We start from the raw sequence: 16,690 nt of genomic DNA, 5'->3' as shown, positions 1-16,690 counted from the left end.
CCCCGGGGTGACGGCGCGTCCGCACTCGCCGCGATCGCGCGGGCTCCCCTGCGTTCCCTGTGATCGCGCAGGGCCCCATACTCGGGGGATGACCGCGTACGAGCCCGTCGGCGCCCCGCGCGCCGGCAGCGACCCCGCCCCGGACGCCGGTGCCGGGCCGGTTGACCCCGCGCCGGGTTCCGGCCGCGCCGGGTACGACGCCGTCGTGCTCGCCGGAGGGGCCGCCCGGCGCCTCGGCGGCGCGGACAAACCCGGACTGCGGGTGGGCGGCCGGGCGCTGCTCGACCGGGTACTGGCCGCCTGCGCCGGAGCCCGGACCACCGTCGTCGTCGCCGAACCCCGGCCCACCGCACGCCCCGTGACCTGGGCGCGCGAGGACCCGCCCGGCGGCGGACCGCTCGCCGCACTCGCCGCCGGACTGCGGCACACCAGCGCGGAGCACGTCGTCGTGGTCTCCGCCGACCTGCCGTTCCTCGCCGGGCCGGCCGTCGAGAGGCTGCTGTCGGCCCTCGCCGCCGGCGACGACGACGGAGCGCTCCTCACCGACGCCGACGGCCGCGACCAGCCGCTCGTCGCCGCCTACCGCGCCTCGGCACTGCGCCGTGAACTGGCCGCGCTCGCACGGGACCGGGCCGAGGGAGCGGAGGGGGCCCCGCTGACCGGGCTGCCCCTGCGCCGCCTGACCGGCGCGCTGCGCCTCACCCGCCTCCCGGACGCCGTCGCCTCCTTCGACTGCGACACCTGGGACGACATCGCCACCGCAAGGGCACGCATCAGGGAGCATGGTCACGTGTTGGATGAATGGATTACCGCAGCCAAGGACGAGTTGGGCATCGACCTGGACGTCGACACCAAGGTCCTGCTCGATCTCGCGCGCGACGCCGCACACGGGGTGGCCAGGCCGGCGGCCCCGCTGACCACCTTCCTCGTCGGTTACGCGGCCGGGCGGGCCCAGGGCGGCCCCGAGGCCGTCGCCGAGGCCGCCCGCAAGGCCGCGGCCCTCGCGCTGCGCTGGGCGGAGGAGAGCGCCGACGCCGGTCCCGCCGCCGCGGAGGGCACGCCCGACGCGGCACCCGACGCCACCCCCGACACCCGCCCGGACGCGTGATGACCTCCCCCGGCACGCGGGACGAGGCGGAGACCGAGGACCTCGACGTGGAGGAGGCGCTCGCCCTGGTGAGGGAGAACTCCGGCCCCGCCCGCCGCGTCCCCGGCGGTCACGACGCGCCCGCCCCGCACCGTCCGGCCGACCCCCACCACCCCGCGGCCCCCTGGCCCGAGGCCCGGGCGAGGGCCGAACGGGCCGCCCGCGCCGCCGCCCGCGCGGCGCGCCGCACCCCGGTCTCCGTGCCCCTCGACGCGGCCCTCGGCCTCACGCTGGCCGCGCCCCTGGCCGCCCTCACCGACCTGCCCTCCTTCGACACCTCCGCGATGGACGGCTGGGCCGTCGCCGGACCGGGCCCCTGGGCCGTGCGCGACGAGGGCGTCCTGGCCGGACACGCGGTCCCCGCACGCCTCACCGACGGCGAGGCCGTCCGCATCGCCACCGGCGCACGGATCCCCCCGGACACCACCGCCGTCCTGCGCTCCGAGCACGGCCGCACCGACGAACGCGGCCGTCTGCACCCCACCCGCGAGGTCGTCCACGGCCAGGACATCCGCCCGCGCGGCCAGGAGTGCCGCAGCGGCGACCACCTGCTGCCCGTCGGCACCCTCGCGACCCCCGCCGTGCTGGGGCTCGCGGCGGCCGCCGGGTACGACACGCTCACCGTGGTGCCCCGCCCCCGCGTCGACGTCCTCGTCCTCGGTGACGAGCTGCTCACCGAGGGCCTCCCGCACGACGGCCTCATCCGGGACGCGCTCGGCCCGATGCTGCCGCCGTGGCTGCGCGCGCTGGGCGCCGAGGTCCGCACCGTCCGCCGGATCGGCGACGACGCCGAGGCCCTGCACCGCGCCGTCACCACCTCCGACGCCGACCTGGTCGTCACGACCGGCGGCACCGCGGCGGGCCCCGTCGACCACGTCCATCCCACCCTGCGGCGGACCGGTGCCGAGCTTCTCGTGGACGGCGTCCGGGTACGCCCCGGCCACCCCATGCTGCTGGCCCGCCTCAAGGACGACCAGCACCTCGTCGGCCTGCCCGGCAATCCCCTCGCCGCCGTCTCCGGACTGCTCACCCTCGCCGAGCCCCTGCTGCGCACCCTCGCCGCCCGGCCGGCGCCCGAGACGTACACGCTGCCGCTGCGGGACGCGGTGCATGGCCACCCGCACGACACCCGGCTCGTGCCGGTCGTGCTGCGCGGGGAGGGCGCCGTCCCGCTGCGGTACAACGGCCCGGCGATGCTGCGCGGCATCGCGGCCGCCGACGCGCTGGCCGTCGTACCCCCGGGCGGAGCGCGGCCCGGGCAGGAGACCGAGCTGCTGGACCTGCCCTGGGCGACCGGCGGAATCGGGGTGTGTTTCACGTGAAACTTCCGGGCCAGGACGCGATCGCCCGCCAGGCGGACGAACACCTGGTGACCCACAAGGTGAAACTCCCCAGGAAGCTGGTGGAGCACCCGTTCCGGCAGGTCGCCAAGCGGTTGTCCATTGCCCTGGTGGTCCTCGTGGTGACGGCCGTCATCGTGTACGCGGACCACGACGGCTACACCGACAACTCCGACGGCTCCGTCGACCTCCTCGACTCCTTCTACTACGCCACCGTCACCCTCTCCACCACCGGGTACGGTGACATCACGCCCGTCAGCGACGCCGCCCGGCTGACCAACATCTTCGTCATCACGCCCCTGCGCGTGCTGTTCCTGATCATCCTGGTCGGCACCACGCTGGAAGCCCTCACCGAGCGCACTCGGGAGGAGTGGCGCCTGAACCGCTGGAGGTCCGCCTTGCGCGATCACACCGTCGTCGTCGGCTTCGGGACCAAGGGCCGGTCGGCGATCCAGACCGTCTGCGCGACCGGGCTCCGCAAGGACCAGGTGGTCGTGGTCGACCCCAGCGGAAAGGCCATCGAGGCCGCGACGGCCCACGGCTACGCGGGCGTGATCGGTGACGCCACCCGCAGTGACGTGCTCAACCGGGCCGAGGTGTTCCGGGCGAAGCAGATCATCATCGCCACCCAGCGCGACGACACGGCCGTGCTGGTCACGCTGACGGCCCGGCAGCTCAACCGCGGGGCGAAGATCGTGGTCGCGGTCCGCGAGGAGGAGAACGCGCCGCTGCTGAAGCAGTCCGGCGCCGACGCCGTGATCACCAGCGCCAGCGCGGCGGGCCGGCTGCTCGGACTCTCCGTGCTCAGCCCCGCCGCCGGCATGGTGATGGAGGACCTCATCAGCCAGGGCAGCGGACTCGACCTCATCGAACGGCCCGTCATAAAGGCCGAGGTCGGCAAGAACCCGAGGGAGATGGACGACCTCGTGGTGAGCGTGCTGCGCGGACACCGGGTCCTGGGCTACGACGATCCGGCCGTCGGCGGACTGGAACTGACGGACCGCCTGATCACGATCGTCCGGGCGACACCGGCCACCCACGTGACCCCCGACGCCCGCCCGCTGCCCCGTGACTGAACCGCCCCTCGCGGCCAGGTGAACGGGGCGGCGGCGTTCTCGGGGACCCGGCGGGACACAGGAGTAGCGTCGCCCTCATGCATGCGATCACGATTTCCGAACCCGGAGGCCCCGAGGCCCTGGTGTGGGCCGAGGTCCCCGATCCGCAGCCCGGCGAGGGCGAGGTCCTGGTCGAGGTGACGGCCAGCGCCGTCAACCGCGCCGACATCATGCAGCGCCAGGGCTTCTACGACCCCCCGCCCGGTGCCTCCGCACACCCCGGCCTGGAGTGCTCCGGGCGCGTCGCCGCGCTCGGCCCGGGGGTGTCCGGCTGGGCCGTCGGCGACGAGGTGTGCGCGCTGCTCGCGGGCGGCGGCTACGCCGAGAAGGTCGTCGTCCCGGCCGGGCAGCTCCTGCCGGTGCCGCAGGGCGTCGGCCTGAAGGAGGCGGCGGCGCTGCCCGAGGTGGTCTGCACGGTCTGGTCGAACGTCTTCATGGTGGCCCACCTGCGCCCCGGCGAGACGCTGCTCGTGCACGGCGGCTCCAGCGGCATCGGCACCATGGCGATCCAGCTCGCCAAGGCCGTCGGTGCGAAGGTCGCGGTGACGGCGGGGACGAAGGAGAAGCTGGAGCGCTGCGCCGAGCTGGGCGCGGACGTCCTGATCAACTACCGGGAGCAGGACTTCGTCGCCGAGGTGAAGGACGCGACCGGCGGTGCCGGCGCCGACGTCATCCTCGACAACATGGGCGCGAAGTACCTCGACCGCAACGTGCGGGCCCTCGCCGTGAACGGCCGGCTCGCCATCATCGGCATGCAGGGCGGCCGCAAGGGCGAGCTGGACATCGGCACGCTGCTTGCCAAGCGCGCCGCCGTCACCGCGACCTCGCTGCGGGCCCGGCCCCTGGAGGAGAAGGCGGCCGTCGTGGCGGCGGTACGGGAGCACGTCTGGCCGTTGTTCGCCGGGGGCCACGTCCGTCCGGTCGTCGACCGTGAGCTGCCGATGAGCGAGGCCGCGGAGGGCCACCGGGTGGTGGAGGAGAGCGGCCACATCGGCAAGGTGCTGCTGGTCACCTCGTAGCCGGTCCGGCGAGGGCCCGCCGGGGGCAGGGCCCGCGCCCCGGGCCTACCCCCGGCGCAGACGCAGCCCCACCAGACCCAGGGCCAGGCCGAGGCCGATGAGGACCAGCCCGGTGCCCAGGGGGAGGACCCGCAGTCCGGGCTCGGCGGCCTGCTGCGTCCGCACGCCGGTCGCCGCCGCGGAACGGGACGGGGAGGCCGAGGGGACCGGCGCGGCCTCGGTCCGTCCGGCCGGGGCCGCGGTGGCGGCGGCCGGGTCGTCGGCGACGCCGTCGTCGCTGTCGTCGCCGTCGTCGTCCTGGCCACGGTCGGTGTCCCCGTGCGTGTCCCGGTGTTCCCGCTCGTGCTCCTCGGCGCGGCCGGGCCGCTGCCGTCCCTCACCCGGCCGCCCCCCGGCCCGGGAGGGCTCCGGGTCGGGAACGGCACGGGACGCCGACGGGGTGGGGGACGGGGGAGAAGACTCGCCGGAACCGTCCGTGGCGCCCGGATCCGCGGAGGGCCGGGAGGCGGCCGGGGGGTCCGGGTGCTCGGGCCGGCCGGGACCGGCGGGGCGCCCGGGGCGTTCGTGACCGCCCCGCCCGTCGTGGCGGGCGGAGCCGTCCGGGTCGGTGGCCGGGCCCGGCCCCGCATCGTGCCCCGGACCGGAGGGTGCCGGGGACGGCTGCGCCGGGGCCGCCGTGACCGGCCCCGCCGTCACCGCGGCGATGCCCGCGCCGGCGGCCTGGGCCGGTCCCGCCCCGCAGGGCGACACCATCGCGCCGACGCCCAGGGCTCCCGCCAGCCCCGTCGCCCGCAGTGTGCGCAGCCATGGAGTCACGTCGGTGACCCCCTCCCGCTGATACCCGTCGTGGACATCGACGGAACAAGCCTCACACCGGTCGGCGATACCGGCATTCCGGGCGCCTCCGAACGCGTGGGGGCGGGTTTCCCCGGGGCAGCACCCGTTCCCGGGGAACGGGTGAGGGACAATGGCGGCATGGAAATGCCGAGGAACGACAGGTCGCCGGAGAACCCCCAGATCCTGGTCGTCGGCCAGGACGGAATGGCGCTCAGCGGCGGCGGGGACGACGAATCCCGTGAGATCCCGGTGACCGAGCAGGTGGAGCAGCCTGCCAAGGTCATGCGGATCGGCAGCATGATCAAGCAGTTGCTCGAGGAGGTGCGCGTCGCGCCCCTGGACGAGGCCAGCCGGGTCCGGCTCAAGGAGATCCACGCCAGCTCGGTGAAGGAGCTGGAGGACGGACTGGCTCCGGAGCTGGTGGAGGAGCTGGAGCGGCTCTCCCTGCCCTTCACGGACGACGGCACCCCCACCGACGCCGAGCTGCGGATCGCCCAGGCCCAGCTCGTCGGCTGGCTCGAGGGTCTCTTCCACGGCATTCAGACCACGCTGTTCGCCCAGCAGATGGCCGCGCGCGCCCAGTTGGAGCAGATGCGCCGGGCGCTGCCGCCCGGTGTCGCCCCCGAGGGCGAGGAGCCCTCGCACCCCGGTGGCCGTACCGGCGGCCCCTACCTGTAGGAACGGCGTCCCACCACCCGTACGAACGGCATCGGCCGACAACGCGGAGGGCCCGGCAGCACCTGCTGCCGGGCCCTTCGGCCGTCCGTCACGCGGTCACGGGATCAGTCGGTGGCCGGGTTGCCCGTGGAGACCTTGAGCTGGATCATCGGCATGTTCTCCGGGTCGACGTCCGTGCCCGCGACGGGGAACTGGTCCCGGACCGATCCCTCGCCGTACGTGTTCTCGTCGACCTCGACGACCTTCATCCGCCAGCCCGCGGCGTTGAAGCACGCCTTGACCGACCCGATGTACTTGAAGGTGAAGTCCGGCACCTCGATCTTGTCCGGGTCGTTGTACGACTCCTGCGGCTCGGTGCACTTGTCCGTCTCGATCGTCTTCGTCTTGTCCGGCCCGCGGTAGCCCTCGGCCTTCGACGGCGACGCGGACACGCTCGCGGAACCGCCTCCGCCGGCCTCCGGGTCGTCGTCCCCGCCGCCGTTCATCAGCAGCGCGGCGATCAGTCCGCCGACGGCCACGAGGGCGACCACGACCGAGCCGATGATCACCGGCTTGTTGTTCCTGCCCCCGCCGGCCGAGCCCGCGGCGGACGGCGTCAGGTTGTACGGCGGCGGCGTGGCCGGCTGCTGTCCGTACGGCGGGGCCGGCGTCTGGTACCCGGCCTGCGGCGGATAGCCGTACGCGGACGCGTGCGCCGGGGCCGGGGTGCCGTACGGGTTCGGGCCGGGGGCCGGGGTCGGCTGGTACGGCGTCTGCACCGGGCCCGTGGGTGCCGGGGTGCTCTGGTCGACCGGCGGGAAGACCGCGGAGCCGACACCCGCGCCGCTCGACGTCTGGGCGCCGGGCACGATGCTCGGCGGCGCCGCCTGGAAGGACGCCGCCACGCGCAGGCACTCGTCGCGCATCGCCTCGGCGCTGGGGAAGCGTTCGTTGGGGTTCTTCTTCAGCGCGCGGGCCACCAGGGCGTCCACCGCCGGGGGCAGGGCGCGGTTGACGCTGGAGGGGGCGACCGGCTCCTCCTGCACGTGCGCGTACGCGATCGCCAGCGGCGAGTCGGCGTCGAACGGCAGGCGCCCGGTGACCAGCTGGAACAGCATGATGCCGACCGAGTACAGGTCGGAGCGGGCGTCGACGCCGCGGCCGAGGGCCTGCTCCGGCGAGAGGTACTGGGGGGTGCCGACGACCATGCCGGTCTGCGTCATCGAGGTCACGCCGGACTGCATGGCGCGGGCGATGCCGAAGTCCATGACCTTGACCACGCCGCGCTTGGTCATCATCACGTTGCCCGGCTTGATGTCGCGGTGGACCAGGCCCATCTCGTGGCTGATCTCCAGCGCCGCCAGCACGTCGGCGGTGATCTTCAGCGCCTTGTCGGCGGGCATCGCGCCCTGCTGCCGCACGTCCTCGTCGAGCACCGAGCCCAGCGGCCGGCCCTCGACGTACTCCATGACGATGTACGGAGTGGTCAGACCGTCCAGGTCGTCCTCGCCGGTGTCGAAGACCGAGACGATGTTGGTGTGCGTGAGCTTCGCCACGGCCTGGGCCTCGCGGCGGAAGCGCTCACGGAAGGCCTGTTCGCGACCGAGTTCGGTGTGCAGCGTCTTGATCGCGACCTGGCGGTCGAGGACCGAGTCGTACGCCAGGTGCACCGAGGCCATGCCGCCCTCGCCGAGCAAGTCGCGCAGCTGGTAACGGCCGCCGGCGAGTGCCCGCCCCGCGTACCGTCCCTGTCCGGCGTCCTGGCTCATGTCTCTGCGTCCCCCATAGGCGGCGGGCGCCGGTGGCAGCGGCACGCGCGCTCGTGATCGAAAGTGCTATTCCCGGCCAAGTCTGCCCCAGGGCACCGACACGTCAAGCGCGGTGCCCGTTCCGTGACCGTACGCGAAAGAAGCGTCGCGGAAGCGTTACAGCGGGCGTACCACCGGTACACGGAATTTGCACGAGAGTACGGAGCCAGGGTTTCATGACCGGTCCGTCTCATGTCCGGTCCCGGCGCCCATCCCGGACCGGAGGCCCCCGCGAAGGCTGTAGCGTGGCCGACGGAGACCGTAACAACACCGCGCGTACCGCGGGCAGAAACGACGGCGAGGACTGATGGCACAGCAGCAGCGCGCCCAGGGCCCGTCCGAACCCGAGGCATCTGGCGGCGGTATGTCTGACGCGCCGGAGAACTGGGGCAACGGCGGCCTGGTCGGCGACGGCCGGTACCGGCTGACCCGCAGGCTCGGGCGGGGCGGCATGGCCGAGGTGTTCGCCGCCGAGGACGTCCGCCTCGGGCGCACCGTGGCGGTCAAGCTGCTGCGCGCGGACCTCGCCGAGGACCCGGTCTCCAAGGCGCGCTTCACCCGCGAGGCACAGTCGGTGGCGGGCCTGAACCACCACGCCATCGTGGCCGTGTACGACTCGGGCGAGGACGTCGTCGGCGGCCAGTCCGTGCCGTACATCGTGATGGAGATCGTCGAGGGGCGCACCATCCGCGACCTCCTCCTCAACGCCGAGGCGCCGGGACCCGAGCAGGCGCTGATCATCGTCTCCGGTGTCCTGGAGGCGCTCGCCTACTCCCACCAGCACGGCATCGTGCACCGCGACATCAAGCCGGCCAACGTCATCATCACCAACGCGGGCGCGGTCAAGGTGATGGACTTCGGCATCGCCCGCGCCCTGCACGGCGCCCAGTCGACGATGACGCAGACCGGCATGGTCATGGGCACCCCGCAGTACCTCTCCCCGGAGCAGGCCCTCGGCAAGGCCGTCGACCACCGCTCCGACCTGTACGCGACGGGCTGCCTGCTCTACGAACTCCTCGCGCTGCGCCCGCCGTTCACCGGCGAGACCCCGCTGTCGGTGGTCTACCAGCACGTGCAGGACATCCCGACGCCCCCGTCCGAGGTCTCCGACGCCACTCCGCCGGAGCTGGACGGCCTGGTGATGCGCTCGCTGGCCAAGGAGCCCGACGACCGCTTCCAGACCGCCGAGGAGATGCGCGGCCTGGTCCAGTACGGGCTGCAGATGCTGTACGAGCAGGGCGGCCACACCGGCACGTGGAACACCGGGCCGGTCGCCGGGCACGACGGGCGGCACACCCCCTCGGCCGGCCTGGCGGGCACCACGGTGATGCCGCACCCCGCCGACCACGGGGCGTCGGGCACCCAGCAGATCCCCCAGCCGATCCTGCCGCGCGGCTACGGCGGGGGCGACGACGGCGGCTTCGAGGGCGCCGGCAACAAGGGCAGCGGCCGCGGCAGGCTGTGGATACTGGCCGTCCTCGCCGTGATCGCGATCGCGGCCGGCGTCGCGCTGGCCCTGAACAACGGCGGCGGTGGCAAGAGCGGCACCGAGACGGACAAGAGCCCGTCGGCGACCACGTCCCAGAGCACCGCCGAGGAGTCGCCCAGTTCGTCGCCCAGCGACGAGGAGACGCAGCAGAGCAAGGACCCGGGCGCGGAGCAGGGCTCGGGCGGCAGCGGCAACGGCGACGGGAGCTGGGACCGGCCGTACACGCCGTCGTGGACGCCGTCGCACACCGAGACGGGCGATCCGACCGGTGACCAGACCGGCGGCGGTGAGCCGACCGGTGGCGGTGAGCCGACCGGTGGCGGTGAGACGCCCGGTGGCGGTGACCAGACCGGTGGCGGCGAGACGCCGGGCGGCGGTGACCAGACCGGTGGCGGCGAGCAGCCGACGGGCGGCGCGACCGGTGCCCCGGGCGGTCCCGACGGCGGCGGCGACGGCAACGGCTGAGCCCGTTCCGCGTCTTCCACTTCCACGCGCGCGTGCGGCCCGGAAACGGGCTCCACGCGCGCGTTGCGTTCGCCTACGCGGGCCCCGTCGCCCCGTCCGTGAAGTGCACCGTGCCGAACTGCGGGTCGACGCTCAGGTAGGCGGGTTCGAACGGCTCGCCGTCCACCCGGCTCGGCGCGGGACCGAACCGCTCCAGCTCGGCGGCGCTCGGCTCGTGGGCCTCGCACCGGCCCACGACCTGCACGGTCCACAGGCTCTCGCCGGGCCGCGCGGAGGTCAGGTTGTCCGCTCCGTACGCGACGACGCTCCCGGCGCACACCTGGTGGTACCCCCAGCTCCTGGGCATGCGCAGCAGCACCCGGCCGTCGGTCACGATGTGGCGCGCGAGGGCGAGGATGGGCAGGGCGCGCATGGTGGTGGCCGCCCGGCCGTAGGCGGTGCGGCCGAGCAGGCCGACGGCGAGCTGTTCGTCGGAGGGCATGGGACTCACTGTGCGCGAGCGCGCGGCACCGCACCAGAGTCGCCCGCCCCGACAGGAGGGGACGTAAGTCCCGAGTAAGCCCGCGGTCGGGGTCTTCGGGGTCTTCGGGGCCTTCGGGGCCTTCGGGGCGGTCGGGTCGGCCGGGGCAACCGGGGCGGCCGGGCGCGGAACGGAGCCCCGTCAGCGGTTCTCGGCCTCCAGCCGGGCCACGAAGGCGGCCGCCTGGGAGCGCCGCTGCATGCCGAGCTTGCCCAGCAGGCTCGACACGTAGTTCTTGATCGTCTTCTCCGCCAGGTGCAGCCGCTCGCCGATGGCGCGGTTGGTCAGGCCCTCGCCGATCAGCTCCAGGATGCGGCGCTCCTGGTCGGTGAGGCGGGCCAGCCGGTCGTCGGGCTTCGCGCCGCCGTCGCGCAGCCGCTCCAGCACCCGCGCGGTGGCCGCCGGGTCGAGCAGCGACTTCCCGGCCGCCACCTCCCGGACGGCGGTGAGCAGCTCGGCGCCGCGGATGTCCTTGAGGACGTAACCGGAGGCGCCGGCCATGATCGCGTCGAAGAGGGCCTCGTCGTCCGCGAAGGAGGTCAGCATCAGGCAGCGCACGGACTCGTCCCGGGAGCGGATGTCGCGGCAGACCTCGACGCCGCTGCCGTCCGGCAGCCGTACGTCCAGCACGGCGACGTCCGGACGGGTGGCGGTGACCCGGGCCTGCGCCTCGGCGGCCGTGCCGGCCTCGCCCACCACCTCGATGTCGGCCTCGCCGGCGAGCAGGTCGTGCACCCCGCGCCGCACCACCTCGTGGTCGTCGAGGAGGAATACCCGGATTTTTCCGTCTTCGCGCACGCGGTCAGTGTCACACACCGGCTCTTCCCGTGCCCGGGGTGGCCGGGATAACGTGCCGTTGTTCCGGCCCCCTGCAAGGCTGTGACCAGTAAAACTTCCGCCCTACGTCGATTTACTTGGATATCCGAGTAAAAACGCAGGTCAGGAGGGGTTTCACAGAAATGTGGAGCACTGGGTAACGTGCTGTTCGCAGGGCGCTCGCCGGGGCACCTGTCACGCCTGTTCCCGACCGGGCCGCACCCACCCTTGTGCGTCCCACCGGGCCGCAGGTGAGCCGCACTGGCTTCCGGCGAACCCGGGGGCCGGACCGACGGAGGAGCACACGTGACCGAGAGCACTGCCGCGCGCAAGCCGCGACGCAGCGCCGGAAGCAAGGCGGCCGGCACCACCGGCACCAAGGCGGCCGGGACCACCGGCACCAAGGCCGGCACCGGCAAGCGCACCACTCGCAGCACCCGTACCGCCGCCCGGAAGGGCACCGAGCCGGAACTGGTGCAGTTGCTGACGCCCGAGGGCGAGCGGGTCGAGGACGCCGCTCACGCCGAGTACGCCTCGTACGTCGCCGACATCACCCCCGAGGAGCTGCGCGGCCTGTACCGCGACATGGTGCTCACCCGGCGCTTCGACGCCGAGGCCACCGCCCTGCAGCGCCAGGGCGAGCTGGGCCTGTGGGCCTCCCTGCTGGGCCAGGAGGCCGCCCAGATCGGTTCCGGCCGGGCCACCCGCGAGGACGACTACGTCTTCCCGACCTACCGCGAGCACGGCGTCGCCTGGTGCCGCGGGGTGGACCCGACCAACCTGCTCGGCATGTTCCGCGGCGTGAACAACGGCGGCTGGGACCCCAACAGCAACAACTTCCACCTGTACACCATCGTCATCGGCTCGCAGGCGCTGCACGCCACGGGCTACGCGATGGGCGTGGCCAAGGACGGCGCCGACTCGGGCGTGATCGCCTACTTCGGCGACGGCGCCTCCAGCCAGGGCGACGTGAGCGAGGCGTTCAACTTCGCCGCCGTCTACAACGCCCCCGTGGTGTTCTTCTGCCAGAACAACCAGTGGGCGATCTCCGAGTCCAACGAGAAGCAGACCCGGGTGCCGCTCTACCAGCGCGCCCAGGGCTTCGGCTTCCCCGGCGTCCGCGTCGACGGCAACGACGTGCTGGCCTCCCTCGCGGTCACCCGCTGGGCCCTGGACCGCGCGCGCCGCGGCGAGGGACCGGCCCTGATCGAGGCGTTCACGTACCGCATGGGCGCCCACACCACGTCGGACGACCCCTCCCGCTACCGGCACGACGACGAGCGGGCCGCCTGGGAGGCCAAGGACCCGATCCTGCGCCTTCGCCGCTTCCTGGAGTCCGCACACCACACGGACGAGGGATTCTTCGCGGAACTGGAGGCCGAGAGCGAGACGTTGGGCAAACGAGTGCGCGAAGTGGTCCGTGCCATGCCGGACCCGGACCGTTTCGCCATCTTCGAGAACGTGTACGCGGACGGACACGCGCTCGTGGACGAGGAGCGGGCGCAGTTCGCCGCGTACCAGGCGTCGTTCGCCGACGCAGAGGGGGTCTGACATGGCAGCGGAGAAGATGGCGCTGGCGAAGGCGATCAACGAGTCGCTGCGCCGCGCGCTGGAGTCGGACCCCAAGGTCCTGATCATGGGCGAGGACGTCGGCAAGCTCGGCGGTGTCTTCCGGGTCACCGACGGCCTGCAGAAGGACTTCGGCGAGGACCGGGTCATCGACACCCCGCTGGCCGAGTCCGGCATCGTCGGCACCGCCATCGGCCTGGCCCTGCGCGGGTACCGCCCGGTGGTGGAGATCCAGTTCGACGGCTTCGTCTTCCCGGCCTACGACCAGATCGTCACCCAGCTCGCCAAGATGCACGCCCGCTCGCTGGGCAAGGTCAAGATGCCGGTGGTCATCCGCATCCCCTACGGCGGCGGCATCGGCGCGGTCGAGCACCACTCCGAGTCCCCCGAGGCGCTGTTCGCGCACGTGGCGGGCCTGAAGGTGGTCAGCCCGTCCAACGCGGCGGACGCGTACTGGATGATGCAGCAGGCCATCCAGAGCGACGACCCGGTGATCTACTTCGAGCCCAAGCGCCGGTACTGGGACAAGGCCGAGGTCGACAAGGAGGCCATCCCCGGCCCGCTGCACACCGCGCGGGTGGTTCGCGAGGGCACCGACCTCACGCTGGCCGCCTACGGCCCGATGGTGAAGCTCTGCCAGGAGGTCGCCGACGCGGCGGCCGAGGAGGGCCGCTCCCTGGAGGTCGTCGACCTGCGTTCGATCTCGCCGGTCGACTTCGACACCGTCCAGGCGTCGGTGGAGAAGACCCGCCGCCTGGTCGTGGTCCACGAGGCGCCGGTGTTCCTGGGCTCGGGCGCGGAGATCGCCGCCCGGATCACGGAGCGCTGCTTCTACCACCTGGAGGCCCCGGTGCTCAGGGTCGGTGGCTACCACGCCCCGTACCCGCCGGCCCGCCTGGAGGAGGAGTACCTGCCCGACCTGGACCGGGTGCTGGATGCCGTCGACCGCTCGCTGGCGTACTGAGGAGGGGAGCGTGACGACGATGACGGACAGCTCCGTGCGTGAGTTCAAGATGCCCGACGTGGGCGAGGGACTCACCGAGGCAGAGATCCTCAAGTGGTACGTCCAGCCCGGTGACACGGTCACCGACGGCCAGGTGGTGTGCGAGGTCGAGACGGCCAAGGCCGCCGTCGAACTGCCCATCCCCTACGACGGCGTGGTCCGCGAGCTGCACTTCCCCGAGGGCACCACGGTCGACGTGGGCACGTCGATCATCGCGGTGGCGGTGGGCGACGGTGCGGCGGCGGCCGCCGAGCCGGCGCAGGAGGCCGTGGCGGACACGCCGGCCACCGCCGAGGCGGAGGAGCCCAAGCCCGAGGGCCGCCAGCCGGTCCTGGTCGGGTATGGGGTCGCCACCTCCTCGACCAGGCGCCGTCCCCGCAAGGGCGGCCAGGCCCCGGCCGGCGCGCAGGAGGCGTCCGCGGCGGTCCAGGCCGAGCTGAACGGCCACGGACCCGCGGAACCGGCCGCTCCGGCCGCCCCGGCGGCGCCGGTCACCGGGGACCGCCCCCTGGCCAAGCCCCCGGTGCGCAAGCTGGCCAAGGACCTCGGCGTCGACCTGACGACCGTGGTCCCCTCCGGCCCGGACGGCATCATCACCCGCGAGGACGTCCACGCCGCGGTGACGGCCCGGTCCGCGACGCCCGAGCCGCAGGCGGCACCCGCGCCCGTCACGCCCGCCCCGTCCCCGGCGGCGGCGCCGACGTCGTACGACACGGGGCGCGAGACGCGTGTCCCGGTCAAGGGTGTGCGCAAGGCGACGGCGGCGGCGATGGTCGGCTCGGCGTTCACGGCGCCGCACGTCACCGAGTTCGTCACGGTCGACGTGACGCGCACGATGAAGCTGGTCGAGGAGCTGAAGCAGGACAAGGAGTACGCGGGCCTGCGGGTGAACCCGCTGCTCCTGATCGCCAAGGCCCTGCTGGTCGCGATCCGGCGCAACCCGGACATCAACGCCTCCTGGGACGAGGCCGCCCAGGAGATCGTGGTCAAGCACTACGTCAACCTGGGCATCGCCGCCGCCACCCCGCGCGGTCTGATCGTCCCGAACATCAAGGACGCCCACGCCCAGACCCTGCCGCAACTGGCGGGTTCCCTGGGGGAGCTGGTCTCGACGGCCCGGGAGGGCAAGACCTCCCCGGCCGCCATGCAGGGTGGCACGGTGACCATCACCAACGTCGGCGTCTTCGGCGTCGACACCGGTACGCCGATCCTCAACCCGGGCGAGTCCGCGATCCTCGCGGTCGGTGCGATCAAGCTCCAGCCGTGGGTCCACAAGGGCAAGGTGAAGCCGCGTCAGGTGACCACCCTCGCCCTGAGCTTCGACCACCGCCTGGTCGACGGCGAGCTGGGGTCCAAGGTCCTCGCCGACGTGGCGGCGGTCCTGGAGCAGCCGAAGCGGCTGATCAGCTGGGCCTGACGGCCGAGCACCGAACAGGTTCCTGACGCAAGGGGCGCCGCGAGTCCGACTCGCGACGCCCCTTGCGCCGTACCGGGTCGGTTCAGCCCCGCTTCCCGTTCGTGCGCAGGGCGTTGAGGAGGGCCGCGCCGCGCTCCGCGTCGTCGACGCTCACCGCGAAGTCGCTGCGGCGGCCCCGGGGACGCACGACCAGGCACTCGCCTGCGCGCAGCATCACCGTGGTGCCGAGGCCGCTGAAGCGGTAGCCCCAGCCGCCGACCTCGGCGGGACGGCGGACCTCCATGCGCGCCGTCTCGATGTCGCCGGGCGCCCACCGGCGTCCGGGCCAGCCCAGGGGGCCGAAGGAGACCTCCAGGCCCCGCTCGGAGACGCGGGCCTGGACCGAGGAGAAGATCGCGCAGGCGACGGACGCGACGGCGCAGCCGGTGAACAGGGACCACAGGCTGCCCGGGGCGGCCAGTCCGCCGACCAGGGCGACGAGCGCGCCCACGGCCACCAGGCCGGTCCCGGCCGCGAGCAACTGCAGCCAGGGGTTGGCGCTCCGGGAGAACCAGACCAGCCGCCGACCCTTCGGGATGTCCAGCGCGGGGGCGCCCTCGTCGGGCGTCGCGGTGTCGTCCGGGGTGCCGCGCCGCCGGGAGACGAGCAGCCAGCCGGCCACGCCCGCGAGTACGGCCGCGACGAGGATGGCGACGACCCAGCCGGTGGGCTGGCGGGCCTCGTGCCAGTCCGCGCGGTCCAGGTTGGAGCGGATGACCGCGGCCTGCGCTCCGGTGAGGACGATGCCCATGGGGAGCAGGACCGCGGTGGTCCACGGGTGGGCCGCCGGGCCGGCGCGCAGCAGGGGGACGATGACCGCGGCCGCCGTCACCAGCCAGATCAGCGCGGGGAAGAGGGACGCCGCCCACAGGGGCATCGAGCCGTCGGGGACCTCGCCGTCGAGGCCCCAGTGGGTCGCCAGCCGGTCCGGGAGCCGGTCGCGCGCCAGGAGCGGCATCCCGGCGAGTACGACCGTGACCCCGGCCGTCCACAGCGCCGTCACCGCGCCTCCCGTCGTCGTGGCCCTTGTGGCCGTCCCGTCCCTCATGGCAACCCCCTGATCATGTCGATGAGATCGGTCCTGCTGTAGCCCAGCCGTGCCGCCTCGGCGAGCAGTTCCCCCACCCGGATCTGCAGTTCGGAGTGCGGCCGGGCGCCCTCGGCCACCGTCACCCCCCGGCCCCGGCGGAACTCCAGCAGTCCCTCGTCCCGCAGGCCGCGCAGTGCGCGCAGCACGGTGTTGACGTTGACGTCCAGCGCCTCGGAGAGGTCGCGGGCCGAGGGAAGGCGGTCCCCGGGGGCGCACTCCCCCTCGGCGATGGCGCGCCGTACGGCGCCGGCCACCTGCTCGTGCAGGGGGCGGGTGTCGGTCTTGTCCAGACTCAGCAGCATGGTGCTAATGACACTATCACCATGCGCTTCATTGGGGCAGGTGGTTCCGGCTGCCGG

Annotated in this window: 15 protein-coding genes; 9 read left to right on the top strand and 6 right to left on the bottom strand. The window is 73.6% G+C overall.

The annotated features are described in order from the left end of the window. The first annotated feature begins 88 nt into the window (after positions 1–88). From Sdi02f_RS18445 to Sdi02f_RS18430, 4 genes are all read left to right on the top strand, one after another. A complete protein-coding gene (locus Sdi02f_RS18445; protein ID WP_167458198.1) occupies positions 89–1,108 on the top strand; it encodes an NTP transferase domain-containing protein in 1,020 nt (339 codons plus the stop codon). After that, positions 1,108–2,469, top strand: a complete 1,362-nt coding sequence (locus Sdi02f_RS18440) for a molybdopterin molybdotransferase MoeA (protein ID WP_030401554.1) — start codon at positions 1,108–1,110, stop codon at positions 2,467–2,469. The genes Sdi02f_RS18445 and Sdi02f_RS18440 overlap by 1 nt, the downstream gene beginning before the upstream one ends. Continuing rightward, positions 2,466–3,563 (top strand): potassium channel family protein, encoded by a 1,098-nt coding sequence (locus tag Sdi02f_RS18435; RefSeq protein ID WP_030401553.1) that lies wholly within the window; start codon positions 2,466–2,468, stop codon positions 3,561–3,563. The genes Sdi02f_RS18440 and Sdi02f_RS18435 overlap by 4 nt, the downstream gene beginning before the upstream one ends. Positions 3,564–3,640: 77 nt before the next feature. Continuing rightward, positions 3,641–4,621 (top strand): NAD(P)H-quinone oxidoreductase, encoded by a 981-nt coding sequence (locus tag Sdi02f_RS18430; protein ID WP_030401552.1) that lies wholly within the window; start codon positions 3,641–3,643, stop codon positions 4,619–4,621. A 45-nt stretch (positions 4,622–4,666) separates the two neighbouring features. Here the strand turns inward: Sdi02f_RS18430 and Sdi02f_RS36055 are convergent, their stop codons facing one another. Beyond that, entirely contained in the window at positions 4,667–5,437 is a 771-nt protein-coding gene (locus Sdi02f_RS36055) for a hypothetical protein (protein WP_174843368.1), read from the bottom strand. A gap of 159 nt (positions 5,438–5,596) precedes the next feature. Here Sdi02f_RS36055 and Sdi02f_RS18420 point away from each other — a divergent pair, with 159 nt between their 5' ends. Then, positions 5,597–6,136 (top strand): bacterial proteasome activator family protein, encoded by a 540-nt coding sequence (locus Sdi02f_RS18420; RefSeq protein ID WP_030401550.1) that lies wholly within the window; start codon positions 5,597–5,599, stop codon positions 6,134–6,136. Positions 6,137–6,240: 104 nt separating this feature from the next. On the opposite strand, the gene Sdi02f_RS18415 is transcribed toward Sdi02f_RS18420, so the two are convergent. Further along, entirely contained in the window at positions 6,241–7,884 is a 1,644-nt protein-coding gene (locus tag Sdi02f_RS18415; protein ID WP_108933675.1) for a protein kinase domain-containing protein, read from the bottom strand. Positions 7,885–8,230: 346 nt separating this feature from the next. Here Sdi02f_RS18415 and Sdi02f_RS18410 point away from each other — a divergent pair, with 346 nt between their 5' ends. Then, positions 8,231–9,877, top strand: coding sequence for a protein kinase domain-containing protein (locus Sdi02f_RS18410; protein ID WP_167458197.1), 1,647 nt, complete (start codon positions 8,231–8,233; stop codon positions 9,875–9,877). Positions 9,878–9,950: 73 nt separating this feature from the next. Here the strand turns inward: Sdi02f_RS18410 and Sdi02f_RS18405 are convergent, their stop codons facing one another. Together Sdi02f_RS18405 and Sdi02f_RS18400 are read right to left on the bottom strand one after the other, a co-directional pair. Then, on the bottom strand, positions 9,951–10,358 hold the full coding sequence (locus Sdi02f_RS18405; protein WP_030401547.1) for a hypothetical protein: 408 nt from the start codon (positions 10,356–10,358) through the stop codon (positions 9,951–9,953). Between the two features lie 180 nt (positions 10,359–10,538). Next, positions 10,539–11,195 carry a response regulator gene (locus tag Sdi02f_RS18400; protein WP_030401546.1) on the bottom strand — a complete coding sequence of 219 codons (657 nt, stop codon included), beginning with the start codon at positions 11,193–11,195 and terminating at the stop codon, positions 10,539–10,541. A gap of 324 nt (positions 11,196–11,519) precedes the next feature. Between Sdi02f_RS18400 and pdhA the strand changes: the two genes are divergently transcribed. The 3 genes from pdhA to Sdi02f_RS18385 are packed head-to-tail and all read left to right on the top strand — an operon-like array spanning position 11,520 to position 15,202. Then, on the top strand, positions 11,520–12,764 hold the full coding sequence (pdhA, locus tag Sdi02f_RS18395; RefSeq protein WP_031085789.1) for a pyruvate dehydrogenase (acetyl-transferring) E1 component subunit alpha: 1,245 nt from the start codon (positions 11,520–11,522) through the stop codon (positions 12,762–12,764). Between the two features lies 1 nt (position 12,765). Further along, on the top strand, positions 12,766–13,746 hold the full coding sequence (locus tag Sdi02f_RS18390; protein ID WP_037798476.1) for an alpha-ketoacid dehydrogenase subunit beta: 981 nt from the start codon (positions 12,766–12,768) through the stop codon (positions 13,744–13,746). Positions 13,747–13,756: 10 nt separating this feature from the next. Then, positions 13,757–15,202, top strand: coding sequence for a dihydrolipoamide acetyltransferase family protein (locus Sdi02f_RS18385; RefSeq protein ID WP_167458196.1), 1,446 nt, complete (start codon positions 13,757–13,759; stop codon positions 15,200–15,202). A gap of 82 nt (positions 15,203–15,284) precedes the next feature. Here Sdi02f_RS18385 and Sdi02f_RS18380 read toward each other — a convergent pair whose 3' ends face one another. Both Sdi02f_RS18380 and Sdi02f_RS18375 read right to left on the bottom strand, forming a co-directional pair. Further along, positions 15,285–16,289: a DUF1648 domain-containing protein gene (locus tag Sdi02f_RS18380; protein ID WP_108933673.1), complete on the bottom strand. Its 1,005-nt coding sequence runs from the start codon at positions 16,287–16,289 to the stop codon at positions 15,285–15,287. Beyond that, complete coding sequence (locus tag Sdi02f_RS18375; protein ID WP_030401541.1) at positions 16,286–16,633, bottom strand: GntR family transcriptional regulator; 348 nt, start codon at positions 16,631–16,633, stop codon at positions 16,286–16,288. The genes Sdi02f_RS18380 and Sdi02f_RS18375 overlap by 4 nt, the downstream gene beginning before the upstream one ends. Between the last annotated feature and the right edge of the window lie 57 nt (positions 16,634–16,690).

Origin of the sequence: Streptomyces ardesiacus (assembly GCF_003112575.1) — a bacterium.
Lineage (GTDB): Bacteria > Actinomycetota > Actinomycetes > Streptomycetales > Streptomycetaceae > Streptomyces > Streptomyces ardesiacus.
This window is presented reverse-complemented; position numbering and strand designations above follow the sequence as displayed.

What these genes read in the sequence shown, in the direction of transcription:
- Sdi02f_RS18430 (WP_030401552.1), top strand. Translation starts at nt 3,641, where the DNA reads ATGCATGCGATCACGATTTCCGAACCCGGAGGCCCCGAGGCCCTGGTG.
- Sdi02f_RS18410 (WP_167458197.1), top strand. Translation starts at nt 8,231, where the DNA reads ATGGCACAGCAGCAGCGCGCCCAGGGCCCGTCCGAACCCGAGGCATCT.
- Sdi02f_RS18415 (WP_108933675.1), bottom strand. Translation starts at nt 7,884, where the DNA reads ATGAGCCAGGACGCCGGACAGGGACGGTACGCGGGGCGGGCACTCGCC.
- Sdi02f_RS18440 (WP_030401554.1), top strand. Translation starts at nt 1,108, where the DNA reads ATGACCTCCCCCGGCACGCGGGACGAGGCGGAGACCGAGGACCTCGAC.
- Sdi02f_RS18420 (WP_030401550.1), top strand. Translation starts at nt 5,597, where the DNA reads ATGGAAATGCCGAGGAACGACAGGTCGCCGGAGAACCCCCAGATCCTG.
- Sdi02f_RS18380 (WP_108933673.1), bottom strand. Translation starts at nt 16,289, where the DNA reads ATGAGGGACGGGACGGCCACAAGGGCCACGACGACGGGAGGCGCGGTG.
- Sdi02f_RS18390 (WP_037798476.1), top strand. Translation starts at nt 12,766, where the DNA reads ATGGCAGCGGAGAAGATGGCGCTGGCGAAGGCGATCAACGAGTCGCTG.
- Sdi02f_RS18405 (WP_030401547.1), bottom strand. Translation starts at nt 10,358, where the DNA reads ATGCCCTCCGACGAACAGCTCGCCGTCGGCCTGCTCGGCCGCACCGCC.
- Sdi02f_RS18375 (WP_030401541.1), bottom strand. Translation starts at nt 16,633, where the DNA reads ATGCTGCTGAGTCTGGACAAGACCGACACCCGCCCCCTGCACGAGCAG.
- Sdi02f_RS18445 (WP_167458198.1), top strand. Translation starts at nt 89, where the DNA reads ATGACCGCGTACGAGCCCGTCGGCGCCCCGCGCGCCGGCAGCGACCCC.